Consider the following 14626-nt stretch of genomic DNA (forward strand, 5'->3'; position numbering starts at 1 on the left):
GAGAACATCTGTGGGCAATGACTTCCGGGAAAAGAGAACATCCCGTCAGCCAATGACTCCGGATGATACAGCCGCATGACCATCAAACAACTCCAATATGCCGTCACCGTAGCGGAAACCGGTAATATCACCGAGGCCGCCAAAAAACTGTTTATAGCGCAGCCGAGTCTCACCACCGCAATCCATGCGCTGGAGAAAGAATACGGAATCACGATATTTTCCAGATCAAATAAAGGGATTGAACTCACGCCGGACGGCGACGAGTTTCTGGGATATGCGAGACAGATTCTGGATCAGGCCAATCTGATGAATGAGCGCTACACGGGAAAGACCATGGGAAAACAGCGGTTCTGCGTCTCTTCCCAGCACTATTCTTTTGTCGTGGAAGCCTTCGTCCGGCTTCTGAAAGAACAGGGCGGCGACAAATACGAATTTCATATGCGGGAAACGCAGACCTATGACATCATCGATGACGTGGCGCGCCTTCGAAGCGAGATCGGTATCCTCTACCTGAATGCCTTCAATGAAACGATCATCCGCAAGTCACTCCGCGACAACGATCTGACATTTACCCCGCTTTTTACCGCAGATCCGCATGTCTTTATCGGCAAGAAGAATCCGCTTGCCGGAAAAGCAGCGCTTACGCTAGATGATCTGAAACCCTATCCCCGTCTCTCTTACGAGCAGGGAAGCCACAATTCGTTTTATTTTTCCGAGGAAATCCTGAGCACCGTCGACTGTGACAAGGACATTGTCGTCTGCGACCGGGCCACCCTGTTCAACATGCTGATCGGTCTGAACGGGTATACCATCTGCAGCGGTGTCATCAGTGAAGAGCTGAACGGCCCGAACATCATCGCCAAGCCGCTTTCCATAAAAGACCATATGGAGATCGGCTATATTCTGCCGACCTCCATACATCCGTCTCCGCTCACGCTCAGCTATATTGAAATTCTGAAAAGTCTGGTCTGACCCTACATTTTCCCGTCGGAGTTCTCTCTCCGGACCCGGACAATGTCGGTGACATCCTGACACATTCCGAGTATGCAGAGCTGACTGTTGAAATTGTAATACTTCAGTTTGGTTGTCTGGAAGCAGCGGCGATTGCCCGCGGCATCCAGAACGTCCTCGATGAATACGTACGGCTCGTTCATGGAAAGTGCTTTCTTATCATCTTCGATGAAGTGTGATGCCGTCTTTTCATCAAAAATCTGGGAGTCCGTCAGGCCGATAACGCCGGCCGGACCGGTCTTGTGCGCGTACTCCGCAAACGCCTGGTTGCAGGCGATATATACGCCTGTTTTCGCCAGTTTGGTAAATGTGAGACACGGCATGTTGTCGAGCAGTGAGATGATGGTATCCTTCAGTTCCGCTGTGGTCGAAAGCCCGTGAGCCATGTACCGCGGCGTATCCTCACTGTTTTCCGCTCTCTGTCCGGAGTCCGCACCGTCAGCCGTCTCCGTGCTGACCGCCAGAACCGCTACCGCGATCGCGGTGATATTCGTAACCGGATTGACGGCAATCCGGCGAATCATGGTATGAACAATCGTATCCAGTCCTACATTTTCGTCAATAATCGCACGCTTGCCATCGCGGACGCACTGCATCACACCTCTCAGGAACAGCGTTCCGCTCTCCGCGTCCGGATCCATGAGATCGATTTCTTCGGTACTGTAGTCCACGTTCATGGTTCGCTTCAGGAAATCGCGATAAGACTGGTTGCAGCGGCTGTACCAGAGTCTGGTTCCGTTCACCTCTATGATACACATGGGCAGCGTGTTAAAATAATGTGCCAGCGAAGAATCCGTCTCACTGGAAAGCGCCGAGAAATCATACAGGTTGATGCGGCCGATGGAAGCATAGTATCCCGCCTCCGCCGGATTCTCGTATTCCAGGGCGCCTTCTTTTCCCTTCGAAGCAACGATCTCTTCAAATGAAACCGGTTTTCCGTAATAGAATCCCTGAATTCTCGTGCATCCAATCTCGCGCAGGAACTCCACCTGCTCCGCTTTTTCCACGCCCTCGCACACCGTCTCGATCTTCAGACTCATCGCCATGTTGACCAGCTCGGTGAGAATGATCTTTCCTTCGTCCCCCTCATCAAAGCGCTCCATAAAGCTCATGTTGAACTTGATGAGATCGAACGGAATCTGATTCAGACCGTCCAGCGAGGAGTATCCGCTTCCGAAATCATCCATCCATACCGGGAAGCCGAGTTTCCGGAACCGGGCGATCTGCTCTTTCATGAATTCAAAATCGCTTCCGATGATGCTCTCCGTGATCTCGATCGTGATCATGGAATGATCGACGCCCGCCTCGTCCACTCTGCGGCAGATTTCCTCGACGATGTCACAGCTCTCGAAATCCATGCGGGAAAGGTTGATCGACTGCGGTACCAGATACATCCCCAGACGTTCCTGTTCCTTCATCTTTTTCAGAACCTGTTCCACCACATAGAGATCCAGCTTATAGATCAGCTTGGCCTCCTCCAGCGCCGGAATAAAGTATCCCGGTGACAGGAATCCGAATTCCGGATCAATCCAGCGGGCCAGTGCCTCCTCATCGCACACCTTTCCGTCGGCCGCGCGGACAATGGGCTGATAATAGACCTTTATCCATCCTTCCTTCAGGGCGCGGTCGAGATTCTGAATGATATGAACGTTCATTTCGCCCTGTTTCCGCATCGTCTCGTCATAGTACGCGATGGAGGAAGACATTTCTCCCCGGTTCAGATCACAGGCAAACTTGGCGCGGTCGCACGCAATGCTGACATCGACCTCCTCGAGACGGTTCGGATAAATGCCGACACGGATGGACATCCGTTTTCCGTCGATTGCGGTCTCACAATCCCTCAGCACCGCTTTCAGAATCTCATCTACCCTGTCCTCATCCGCAACTGCCGTAAAATGGTCACCTCCGAAACGGCAGATTCGCTGTGCGCCGAAATGCCTCGCCAGAATTTTGGCGAGATTCATGATCATTTTATCGCCTGTCTTAAATCCATACTGGCGGTTGTAGTGCCGGATTCCGATGATATCAATGTACACCATCACGGGATTCAGCCCCTCCGCCTGCATTTTTTCCTTCTCCTGCAGTGCGAGGGTGAAGAAATGCCGCATATTGGGCAGATCCGTCATCCGGTCATAGAGTATCTGATGATTCAGGTTCTCAATGTACTGCCGGATCTGATCTCTCATCCGCTTGAATGCGCCGGTCAGGGCACCGATCTCATCCCGCCCCTCATAATTCAGGTCAACCGTGTAATCGGCATCCGCAAGCCTCTGGGAAGCATCCGTCAGCTGTTTCAGCGGATGCATGATCGCTCCCATCAGGAACGACACCAGAACGGCAAACACACCAATGATCAAAATCGCAATCATCGCAATGTCACGGACAAGCCGGATCCACGGCGCATTGATTTCGTCGGTCGGCACAACACAGAAAAGTGTCAGACCGTTGGAAAGAGTGGAGTAGGACACCTGCCGGTTCACATTATCCGCAGTATAACGGATCAACGCATTGCCACTGTTTTTGCCCTGCAGGAGCTGCTCATCCACTCCAAACTGCATCTCATCCTTTCCGGTGCCGATCGGGAAATCCGGGTGATAGACCACCCTGCCGTTGGCCGCCAGAAGACATACATATCCCGTCTTGTAAATCCGGACGTCCTTCAGCTGATCCACCAGCGTATCGCAGGAAATATCCATGCCGATCAGTCCGATAAACGTCCCCGCCTTATAAATCGGCACAAAATAGGAGTACACCCACTGGTCTTCGAAGACATACGGTCCAACCCAGCCCGGCCGGCCCATGCTGACAGCCGCCTCGTACCATGTGGCGCCCAAATACTCCTCCGGTTCAAGATTTACAACATCCAGCGGCGTCTGTTCAATCAGTCCGGTTTTCCCGATCTTCCGGTAGTAGAATCCCTGTTCACTGCTGCTGAATTCCGGATTGATGCAGTAGAAATACGAAATGATTCCCTGCGTATTGTCCGCCACGCCGGAGAAAAGATCCTGAAGCCGGCCACAGTATGCGTGAAGATATTCATCAAGCGCTGTCTTCTGTTCCGGCGTCTGCTCCGAAGTCCCGGTCCGGACTGCACCGGATTCGGTCAGAAAAACGCTGTCCAGATCTTCAATTGCGACATTTGCCATAATCTCGGCAGACTGTTCAATACTGCCGAAATACTTCTCCAGTGTTTTTTCCCGGTCTTCATTGATCAGGTTCATCATTCTCACGGAATTCTGATCCGTCTCATTGTGACCGATGAGATAACTGGCCCCCAAAACGGCCATCGTACTCGTAAGAATAATCAGAACCGTGCTCACCGTAATGGTAAATCGTATCGAACGCATCCCTGCTCACCTCATTCCTGTCTGCCGCCGCGCTCATTCTGCGATCGTTTTATACCAAAAGAATTATTCCTTTTTATCGGTTATGGTCATCTCCCGATACTTGTTCTTGACAGAACCGTTCCAGGATGCCTGAATGCCGCCCAGTCTTTCCGACGTGACATAATAGCGCTCTCGGGAATACAAAGGAATCCAGGCTGCATCCTCCTGTACAATGGTCCGCTCCAGATCCTGATACTCGCGGATGCGATCCTTTGGATCCGCGATTCCCCTCGCGATCTGAATGCGGTTCATCACGCGGTGATCCGGATAGCACAGGCTCCGGTACGTCGTATTATGCTCATTGCCGAAGAAGGTGAAGATGAAATTATCCGGATCATTGAAATCTGCCATCCATTGCGCAGTATAGCATGTCAGTTTTCCCTTCTTGCGCCGGTCCATAAAATCTTTCTCGTCGATGACTTCAATATTCGCGTGGATTCCGATCTTTTCCCACATGGCCGCCGCCAGCCGGAGAACGGACAGCTCCCATTGGGTGGAAGCGGAATTCACGCTCACCGTCAGTTTACAGCCGTTCGGATATCCGGCCTCTTCGAGGAGTCTGCGGGCATTCTCCGGATCATAGGGAATCTCCGGAAGTTCCGGATTGAACCCATACAGCCCGTGCGGAAAAATACCGTTTTCCACCAAGCCCCGGTCTCCATACACTGCCGTCAGCAGCTGCCGCCGGTTCAACGCCATCTGCATCGCCATGCGAACCGCTTTCCGGTTCAGCGGCGCGATCGTCTCATTCATTGCAATATATGTGATGCCGATCCGCGGAACATGGAAAAGCCGTTCCTGATACCGGTCCCCGTGCAGAAAATACTCTGCCGCATTTCCGACTTCATCCAGATCGAGCACGTCGATTTCCCCGTTTTCAAACATTCTCCGGATTTCTCTTGCATCATTGGCAAACCGAAGGTCAAGGCCGTCACATTTCGGCGCCCCCTGCCAGCATGCTGGATTCGCTTTCAGAAGCATTCCTTCCTGCGGAATCCACTTCCAGAGGATGAAGGATCCGGTTCCGACCGTCCACTCCGGATCGGTTCCAAACCGGTCACCTGCCTCCGTGGTTGTCTCCTGATCCAGAATGGACGCGCCCGGCATGGAAAGACAGGCTAAAAACGCCTCAAAGGGCTGCGCCAGCGTGATCCGGAAATCATGGTCGTTCAGGATCTCAAATCCGGTCAGATGATCGGTTTCTCCGTTTTTCAGGGATTCCGCGCCCTCGATGATGTCCACGATATCGCTGTTACAGGAATCCGGATGCGTCAGGAGACGCTCAAAGGTATACAGCACATCCGATGAAGTCAGATTCTCTCCGTTGCTGAACGTCACATTATTTCTCAGATGAAACGTATAGCTTTTTCCATCCTCCGAAACATCCCAGGATTCGGCCAGCGACGGCAGAATCTCCATATTTCCGCCCGCATCATTTTCCATCTCGACAAGACGGTTGAACACATTCTGCGCAACCGTGTAGTGAATGGATGTGCACTGAAAATCGACCGTATCCGGTTCATCCTCCACGGCAACAAGAAAACGGCTCACATCCGGTTCCTGCTCTTTCTCCTTCCGGTTCGATTCGTCACCGGAAAATCCGGCTCCACATGCAGAAGCAGACAGTGCAACCTGTATCGCAAGAAAACAGGCAAACGTCCGTTTCAGAAGCGTACGTTTCATGACGGTCTCCTTTCCCTGGCCGATCGCCGGCAAATGATCAACAATGTGCGTGTTTTCCCCATGTTATGATTCTTTAATTGAATTTTACCATGCTTTTTTACAAAAATCTCCATTATTTTTGTAATATTCCATACATTTTCACAATACGCCTTCTTCCCTTTGCGGCGTGCGTATTCCCTCATTCCTAAGGGACGCGCACGGACTCTGCGCGCCGCCAGGGCCTCACCGAGGCGTGAGCTTTGGCGAGTCAGCCTCGTAAATGAAAAACAGGCTGCCGCATCCGCTTTCGCAGATGCAGCAGCCCGCCGCGTTCCCGGTTCATTCCGGTTCTTACCCGATTCATTTCCGGTTCTTACGCCATGCCGCCGTACTCATATCCGGCATCTTCCACAGCCGCCCGGATGAGTGCCTCATCGACCTCTTTGGAATTGGTGATGGTTACCAGATTCTCTTCATGGGACGCCGCTGCGCTCTCAATCCCGTCGATCGCCTCCAGCGCCTTTTTCACATGAGCCTCACAATGTGCGCACATCATTCCGTTAACCGTAATTTTCATTTCGTTTTCTTCCTTTCGTGTCTCTGTTGCTTTTGCATCCACTGCTTTTGCTTCCGCTGTATTTGTTTCCGCAGTTTTTGTTTCCATTGCTTTTTCATCCACAGCGTGTGTTCCCGCCGTTTCCGCGTCCACGGTTTCCGTCTGCTGTGACAGCAGTTTTCCGGTTACCGTGTTTTGGATCTTTTTGTCCTTTTTATTGTCATATACCCGCAGCAGGTTCAGCCTCAGCGCGTTGGATACGACGCAGAAACTGGAAAGCCCCATGGCGGCCGCACCGAACATCGGATTCAGTGTCCAGCCGAACGCGGCCACATAGCATCCTGCTGCCAGCGGTATACCAATAACATTGTAGAAAAATGCCCAGAACAGGTTCTCGTAAATGTTCCGGATCGTCGCCCTGGAGATGCGGATCGCTGCCGCCACATCCAGAAGGCTCCCCTTCATCAGAACAATATCCGCCGCATCGATCGCGATATCGGTTCCGGCTCCGATCGCAACACCGACGTCTGCCCTTGTCAGAGCCGGCGCATCGTTGATTCCGTCGCCGACCATGACGGTCTTCCCGTGATCCATCAGTTTTCGGATGACTTCCTCTTTTCCGTCCGGAAGAACACCGGCCACAACCTCGTCAACGCCTGCCTGATCCGCGATGGCTTTCGCGGTCACCGGATTGTCTCCGGTCAGCATCACAACATGCAATCCCATTTTCTTCATCTGGGAGATCGCTTCCGCCGAGTCATCCTTTATGGTATCCGCCACAGCGATCATACCGATCAGTTTATGGTCTTCCGCAAAAAGAACCGGTGTTTTACCTTGCGCTGCAAGTTTCTCCATCTGTGCGTTCTGCTCTGCGGTCAAACCGCCGGTCAGGCCGGAAATGAACCGGGCGTTTCCGCCTGCGTATCTCACACCTCCGATCGTCGCCTGAAGACCGTTACCCGGAAGTACCTCAAATTCATCATTTTCCAGCATGGCAGTTCCGTTCTCTTCCGCATACGCCACAATCGCCCGGGAGATCGGATGCTCGCTTTTTCCTTCCAGCGAAAAAGCGGCACGAAGAAGATCGTCCGGACTCACGCCCTCCATCGGGGCCACATCGGTCACACGCATCTGGCCGGTTGTGATGGTGCCGGTCTTGTCGAGTGCGATGATCTGCGCTTTCCCGGCCATCTCCTGCACTGCGGCCGTCTTAAACAGTATGCCGGTCCTTGCGCCGACGCCATTGCCCACCATGATCGCAACCGGAGTCGCAAGGCCGAGCGCACACGGGCAGCTGATGACGAGAACCGATACCGCCCGCGCCATCGCGTAGCCGAATGACTCGCCCGCAAGAATCCACGCAGCGAAGGTGACTGCCGCAATCGCGATGACCACCGGCACAAACACCCCCGATACCCGGTCGGCGATCTTGGCGATCGGTGCCTTCGTCGCCGCGGCATCGCTGACCATCCGGATAATTCCGGCAAGCGTGGTGTCTTCTCCGACGCGGGACGCCTCGCAGACAAGATATCCGGAGGTGTTGATCGTCGCCGCGGACACCTTATCGCCCGCCTGTTTTTCCACCGGGACACTCTCCCCGGTCAGTGCGGATTCATTGACCGCACTCGCTCCCTGAATGACGATACCGTCCACCGGTATGCTGTCGCCGGGTCTGACCGCAAACCGGTCGCCCACTTTGACTTCCTCGACGGGCACTGTCCGCTCGGTCTCTCCATCCAGAAGCACCGCGGTCTTCGGCGCCATCTTCATCAGTGATTTCAGCGCGTCGGTGGTCTTTCCCTTGGATTTGGCTTCCAGCGTTTTTCCCACGGTGATCAGCGTCAGGATCATCGCCGCCGACTCAAAGTAAAACTGATCCATGTAATACATGATTCCCGCTTCATTCTGCGCCATCACGGCGGAAGTCATTGCAAACAGGGCATAGACACTGTAGGCAAATGACGCCGACGCGCCGAGGGCAACCAGCGTATCCATGTTCGGCGATTTGTGGATCAGTCCTTTCCATCCACTGATGAAAAACTTCTGGTTGATCACCATGACGATGCCGGAGATCAGCAGCTCATACAGTCCCATTGCAGCATGATTGCCGTCCAGAAACGCCGGAAGAGGCCAGTTCCACATCATGTGCCCCATCGATACGTACATCAACGGGATCAGGAAAATCAGCGAGGCGATCAGTCGCTTTTTCAGCTTCGGCGTCTCGGTATCCTTCAGCGCATCCGCTTCGTTTCCCTGCGAAGCCTTTGCCGCGCCGGCCGTTTTCAGGCTTGCGCCGTATCCCGCCTCTTCCACCGCTTTGATGATTTGCTCCGGCGATGCATTTCCCTCGACCCCCATGGAATTGGTCAAAAGACTGACGGCGCAGCTTTCCACGCCCTCAACAGCGTTGACCGCCTTCTCCACCCGGGTCTGGCAAGCCGCGCAGCTCATACCGGTTACATTGTATTGTTTCATCGTGTCACACTTTCTATTTTCTTCACTTCATCAGTTTCTGCAGCGTAACGACAAGCTCATCGATGATCTCATCGTTTCCCTGACGGATATTGTCCGCCACACAGGATTTCATGTGATTGGCAAGAAGCACCTTATTAAAGCTGTTCAGCGCGCTGGTGATGGCGGAGACCTGCACAAGGATATCCGTACAGTACGCATTGTTCTCCAGCATGCCTTCCACGCCGCGGACCTGTCCTTCGATCCGCTTCAGGCGGTTCATCAGATCCTTCCGCTCTTTCTCATCCCTGTCCTTGTGTTTTCCGGAACAGTGCGGACAGGCTGTCATTTCTGCGGTTTCTGTTGTTTCTGTTGTTTCCATATATCCCGTTGTTATTTTGGTCTCCTCAGATTTGACGGATTCATTCATTCCGCCGGTCTCCGTTGCACAGTGTTTGCACTTCGTCATTTCAGGCCTCCTGTTGAAAACGTGTTAAAACACGACTTTGTCGTATCCTCGCGGAGCGTATTCATGTCATAGAAAATTCGGAGAGTTTTCCTATGACATGCTATCAGCATTTCGGGAAAATTCCCGATAAAGTACAATACCCCACAGGGGTATATATCGTTCTTGAATCACAATATATACCCCCGCAGGGTATTTGTCAATTCCTGTTTGCTTTTTTTCTATCTGTTTTTTCTGCTCTTTTATCCGGTTTTATTCGATCTCTTCTTTTGCTTCCTCGATCAATGCCTTGACATCCGCGCCTTCCACATCCAGTCCGGTTGCCTTGATCACCTTGAACTCCGGAATCCCGTAGAAGCCCTGGGCCAGTGCCTTCACATATCCTGCGCCGTATACTTCCGGAACAAACCCTCCGCCGGCCGTTGTAACATATGTCAGCTTCTTTGCCCTGCAAAGTCCGACAGGCACGCCTTCCGGTGAATAGGAAAATGTGATCCCTACCACATTGATCTGCTCGAAATACTGCTTCAGCGTGGCCGGAAATGACAGATCCCAGAACGGTGCCGCGATCACAATCTCATCCGCTTTCGCAAACTGTCTCGCCCGCGTAAACATGGGATCTTCCCATTTTCCTTCCGCAATCAGCCGGTCCCTCCGGTTTAGAAAATCCTCATCCGCAGACGGAAAGGTCTCGTTATGTAAAACCACTTCCTCCACCGGCTCATTCCGTTCTGCCAGGAGGCACTCTGCCAGCTCTTTTGTTCTGGATCCTTTCCGCACACACGCGTTGATAAATAAAATCATCGTCTACCTCATTTCCTTCATTATTTCCTTCATTTTGAAAAATGAACCGTCGCCTGCGTCAGGAATTCATTTCCTTCTTCGATCTCCACCGCCTTCCATTCCGCCTCGGTTCCCTCATAGTAAATATCCTTTAATCCGGCAGCGGTTATGAAGGCCTGCTTCCCGATCTTTTTCAGACTGTTCGGGAAGTACAGTGTCTCAAGACCTTCACAGTACGCCATAGACTGCGGACCGATCACTTTGATTCCCTCGGCATAATGTGCTTCTTTCAGTTCGCCCGCATAGATTCCCGGAACCGGCTCGATCTCCTGCGGCCCAATATAGGAGGACGGGAAATAGATCACCCGGAACGGCGACAGATGGATCGCTCCCGGTTTCAGATGCTCCGTTCCCGCCGGAATAGAATAGATCTCATCGTTTTTTGCCTGCGGGTACGAAATCATTTCCTTTCCGTCCTTCGTGAAGAGCACACCGTCCACCGCCTTGAACAGCGGATTGTTCTCTGCCAGTTCAAAGGACTCCAGCTTATGATTGCCGCCGAAGGCCTCGCTCATCTCTTTCACACTGGACGGGATACGGATTCGGGTAATTTCTGTCAGATTTTTAAAGCTCACCGGTGCCAGCGTCTCGACGCCTTCCGGTATCTCATATCCGGTCTTTCCGTTCAGGTTCGGGACACGGTAGATTGTTTTTCCGTCTCTGGAATACAAAATGCCGTCCTTCGACATATAACGTTCATTGCCTTCGGCCACATCATATGCCGAAATGGGATAATTCAGAAATGCGGAAGGAGCCATATCTTTCAGTGTCGATGGAAATACCACACTCACCCTGGAATCAATATCCGCAAAGGCATACTGATCGATATACTCGCACCCTTCCGGAATGACGATCCGGCCGGTATTTCCGCCGATTGAACTAACCGCAAAGCAGTCTTTTTCAAGAATTCTCACATGCGGCATGTTAACATTGTTCAGCTTTTCACAGTAGTAAAATGACGCCTCTCCCACGTAATCCAACGACTTCGGAAGTTCCGTGCTCTCCAAAGCGGTAAAATTCAGAAAGGCACATTTTCCGATTCCGGTAATGCCTTCGTCCACGATCACATGCTGTGCCTTGTCCTTATACTCAATCCACGGCGGATAATCCCCTTCATAGTCATGTTCCGCAAAAAGCGAACCTCCGTAGTCCTTCATCGGACCTGTCCCCCGGATCCGGATTGTTGCGGTACTGTCGTTATACTCCCAGGTCAGCCGGTCCTCTGTAACCACCGCTCTTTCTGTGTAATCTTTAACCTGTACAGTCTCAGACGTAGTCTCCTGCACCGCTGTCTCTTCGCCGGCGGCTCCGCTCTCACCGATCGCTCCCGCAGCGGTCTCCGCTCCGGACACGGCCCCCTCGGCAGACACCGGCGCCGCAGAAGAATCGGCTGCGCCGGATCCTCCACAGCCGGCGGTAGCGGCTAACGCCGCGATTGAACCGATGATCATAAGATATCCCAATCTTTTTTTCATAAGCAGGTCCTCCCCGTATGCTGGCAAAGCCTATTCCAAATTCATAAGTTGATGGTTTTCTACTTTTAAATTCATTATACATAATTCCCATTATGAAAGAACTAAGGAAACACTAATTATATCAGCGTTTCCTTAGAGCCTCCGACGGATGTCACGGATTTTCAAAGGAAATTGCTGCTTTGCAGCGAAAATCCGGCCGGGGAAACGCTTTGCTCAGCGTTTCCCTAAAAAAATCCCGCTGACAGAGCCCATACTCCGTCAACGGGATAGATGATTATAACATGCTTTTTATCGTATTTCCTTACCGCTTACAATGCGCTGTGCAGAATTTCCATCGACTCCCTTAACTGGCCTACCGGAATCTGGCCCGGTGCAGAGGCTGCGCCCACGGTTCCAAAGGTCATGGAGGATCCGAACACCTCTCCGCACAGGCGGGAGATCACGCCCGTTGCCGACATGGACATGGTGATGATCGGCCGGTCCGCATAACGCTTCATCTCTTCCGTCGCGGCAAGAAGCGTCAGAACATCGTCCTTATTCTGCGGCATCACCGCGATCTTCGGGATATCCGCTTCCATGTCCTGCATCTTCCGAAGGCGATAGATCAGATCGGCCTTCGACGGAGTCCTGAAAAAGTCATGGTTGGATCCGATGACCACTTTACCGGCCGTATGGATTGCTTCAATGTTCCGGCGGACCACATCATCGCCGCTGAAAATCTCCACATCCAGCGCATCGGCATTTCCGCTCCCGGCCACGGCGGCATTCATCTCCGTATAAGCATCGGCATCCATTGCCTTCTCTCCGCCCTCCTTCTTTGTGCGGAAGGTGAAGAGCAGTGCCTTCTCCCCCAGGGCCTCCCGAAGTTCTTTCAGGGTTTCCAGCACTTTTCCGGTGTCAAACACATCATCATAAAAATCCGCGCGCCATTCCACCATATCCAGATCCATACCGGAGAGTTCCTTTCCCCGGCTCACGATCTCTTCTCTGCTTCTGCCCACAATCGGAACAATAATCTTCGGCATGCCTTCGCCGACTTCAATGTTCCTGATTTTTACTGTGTTCATAGTTGTTCCTCTCTTTACTGTATACCATGCCTGATACCCGCCCGCGCCGAATCCGTCGCCGCAAAAATCATTTCAGCCGAATCCGTTTCCGCAAAATCATTTCAGCCGAATTCGCCGTCATAATCTCTGTCTCGTTTCTCCGCAGCGTTATCCCGGCATATCCGAACGCATCGTTATCCGAGGGCTTCCCTCTTCGTTTCCTTCTTTTCCTCCCTCTTTGCTTTCCAGTTCTTGTAGGTCTCCGTCTGTGTCGCGAAGAGGAATACCAGCAGTGCAAACAGAACCATGGAGATCGGGCTGGTAAAAATACTTCCCAGCATTCCCTGTACCGATCCCTCCAGCATGACGCCGCGGCGGTAATTCTCCTCGCAGAGTTTGGTGAGAATACAGCCGAGAACGATCGGCGCGATCGGATAGTTGTACCGTTTCAGGAAGTAACCGATCAGACCAAAGCCGAACATCCAGAAAATGTCATAGACACTGTTCCGGATTGCAAAGGAGCCGATAACGGACAGAATCAGGATCGTCGGCATGAGAATCCCCTTCGGGATCTCCACGATTTTGGTAAATGCCCGGATTCCGGTCAGTCCGAATACCAGCAGGAAAAAGGATGCAAGAAGCAGGCTCGCAACGATGAGCCAGAAAAGATCCGGTGTCTGGGCGATCAGATTCGGTCCCGGCCGGAGTCCCTGAATCGTCAGTGCACTGATCAGAACCGCCGTCACCGCATCGCCCGGAATGCCGAGCGTCAGCATGGGGATAAATGCGCCGCCGATGGCCGCATTGTTGGCAGACTCCGGGGCAATGATTCCTTCCACCGCTCCCTTGCCAAACGGAGCCGTCGGCTTCTTCACCGATCGTTTTGCCTGGTCATAGCTCAGAAGCGCTGCGATATCGCCGCCGGCGCCCGGAAGCGCACCCACGAGCACGCCGATAATCGATGACTTAATGGTCAGCGGCAGGAACCTGGCCGCCTCTTTCCAGGACGGAAGAATCCGGTCCACCTTCTGCTTCACCGGTGCCTGGGACATGTCCGTGATCTGACTGAGCGCCTCGGAAGCGCCGAAGAGACCGATCATGGCAACGACGTAGTCCACGCCGGAATTCAGATAAACGATGTCAAAGGTAAAGCGCTTTACCGCCGTCTGACCGTCCACGCCGACACAGCCCAGGAAAATGCCGATACAGCCGGCGATGAGTCCAAACTTGACGGATCGCCCGCTCAGGGAACCGACCATCATCAGTCCCATAAGGGAAAGAATCAGATAGTCAATGGAATGAAAATTGCGCGCAAGTCCCGCAACCAGCGGAGCGCAGGTTGCCAGCGCAAGTACGCCCAACAGTGTTCCGATAAAAGACTGGGAAGTCGCAAGTCCCATCGCCTCACCGGCACGCCCTTTCTTCGCAAGGGCGTATCCGTCCAATGCCGTGGCCACCGCCGCCGGCGCGCCGGGAATATTTAACAAAATGGCCGATCGGGAACCGCCGAATACGGAGCCGACGAATACGCCGATCATGACCGCCAGCGCACTGTGCGTCTCCCAGCCGAACGTGAATGACACCAGGAGCGAAACCGCCATGGTTCCGGAGAGTCCGGGAATGGCGCCGACATAGACGCCCGCGCAGGTTCCCGCCGCCACCAGAGCGATCAGCCACGGTTCCTGGAACACCACAGCCATATAAGATAATGCTTCCATCATATTAATCTC

At 52.9% G+C, this 14626-nt stretch carries 9 protein-coding genes; 1 reads left to right on the forward strand and 8 read right to left on the reverse strand.

The features are described 5' to 3' along the window. Positions 1 to 75: 75 nt before the first annotated feature. Complete coding sequence (locus BR86_RS0100555) at positions 76 to 972, forward strand: LysR family transcriptional regulator (protein ID WP_031471074.1); 897 nt, start codon at positions 76 to 78, stop codon at positions 970 to 972. Between the two features lie 2 nt (positions 973 to 974). Here BR86_RS0100555 and BR86_RS0100560 read toward each other — a convergent pair whose 3' ends face one another. The 8 genes from BR86_RS0100560 to BR86_RS0100595 all read right to left on the reverse strand — a co-directional run bounded on the left by BR86_RS0100560 (position 975) and on the right by BR86_RS0100595 (position 14617). Further along, positions 975 to 4358 (reverse strand): EAL domain-containing protein, encoded by a 3384-nt coding sequence (locus BR86_RS0100560; protein ID WP_031471075.1) that lies wholly within the window; start codon positions 4356 to 4358, stop codon positions 975 to 977. 63 nt (positions 4359 to 4421) lie between these two features. After that, entirely contained in the window at positions 4422 to 6080 is a 1659-nt protein-coding gene (locus BR86_RS0100565; RefSeq protein ID WP_075034395.1) for an ABC transporter substrate-binding protein, read from the reverse strand. A 352-nt stretch (positions 6081 to 6432) separates the two neighbouring features. Further along, the gene (locus tag BR86_RS0100570) at positions 6433 to 9090 is read right to left on the reverse strand and encodes a heavy metal translocating P-type ATPase (protein WP_031471077.1); all 2658 of its coding nucleotides are present in this window, start codon (positions 9088 to 9090) and stop codon (positions 6433 to 6435) included. A gap of 22 nt (positions 9091 to 9112) precedes the next feature. Then, on the reverse strand, positions 9113 to 9415 hold the full coding sequence (locus BR86_RS0100575) for a metal-sensing transcriptional repressor (protein ID WP_031471078.1): 303 nt from the start codon (positions 9413 to 9415) through the stop codon (positions 9113 to 9115). A 369-nt stretch (positions 9416 to 9784) separates the two neighbouring features. Next, positions 9785 to 10336, reverse strand: a complete 552-nt coding sequence (locus tag BR86_RS0100580) for an NAD(P)H-dependent oxidoreductase (RefSeq protein ID WP_031471079.1) — start codon at positions 10334 to 10336, stop codon at positions 9785 to 9787. A 29-nt stretch (positions 10337 to 10365) separates the two neighbouring features. Next, positions 10366 to 11850: a leucine-rich repeat domain-containing protein gene (locus tag BR86_RS0100585; RefSeq protein ID WP_031471080.1), complete on the reverse strand. Its 1485-nt coding sequence runs from the start codon at positions 11848 to 11850 to the stop codon at positions 10366 to 10368. Positions 11851 to 12158: 308 nt separating this feature from the next. After that, positions 12159 to 12917 (reverse strand): type I 3-dehydroquinate dehydratase, encoded by a 759-nt coding sequence (aroD, locus tag BR86_RS0100590; RefSeq protein WP_031471081.1) that lies wholly within the window; start codon positions 12915 to 12917, stop codon positions 12159 to 12161. 173 nt (positions 12918 to 13090) lie between these two features. Then, positions 13091 to 14617, reverse strand: a complete 1527-nt coding sequence (locus BR86_RS0100595; RefSeq protein ID WP_242841535.1) for a tripartite tricarboxylate transporter permease — start codon at positions 14615 to 14617, stop codon at positions 13091 to 13093. Positions 14618 to 14626: the final 9 nt, after the last annotated feature.

The sequence above is a fragment of the [Clostridium] aminophilum DSM 10710 genome (assembly GCF_000711825.1).
Taxonomy (GTDB): Bacteria; Bacillota; Clostridia; order Lachnospirales; family Lachnospiraceae; genus Clostridium_R; species Clostridium_R aminophilum.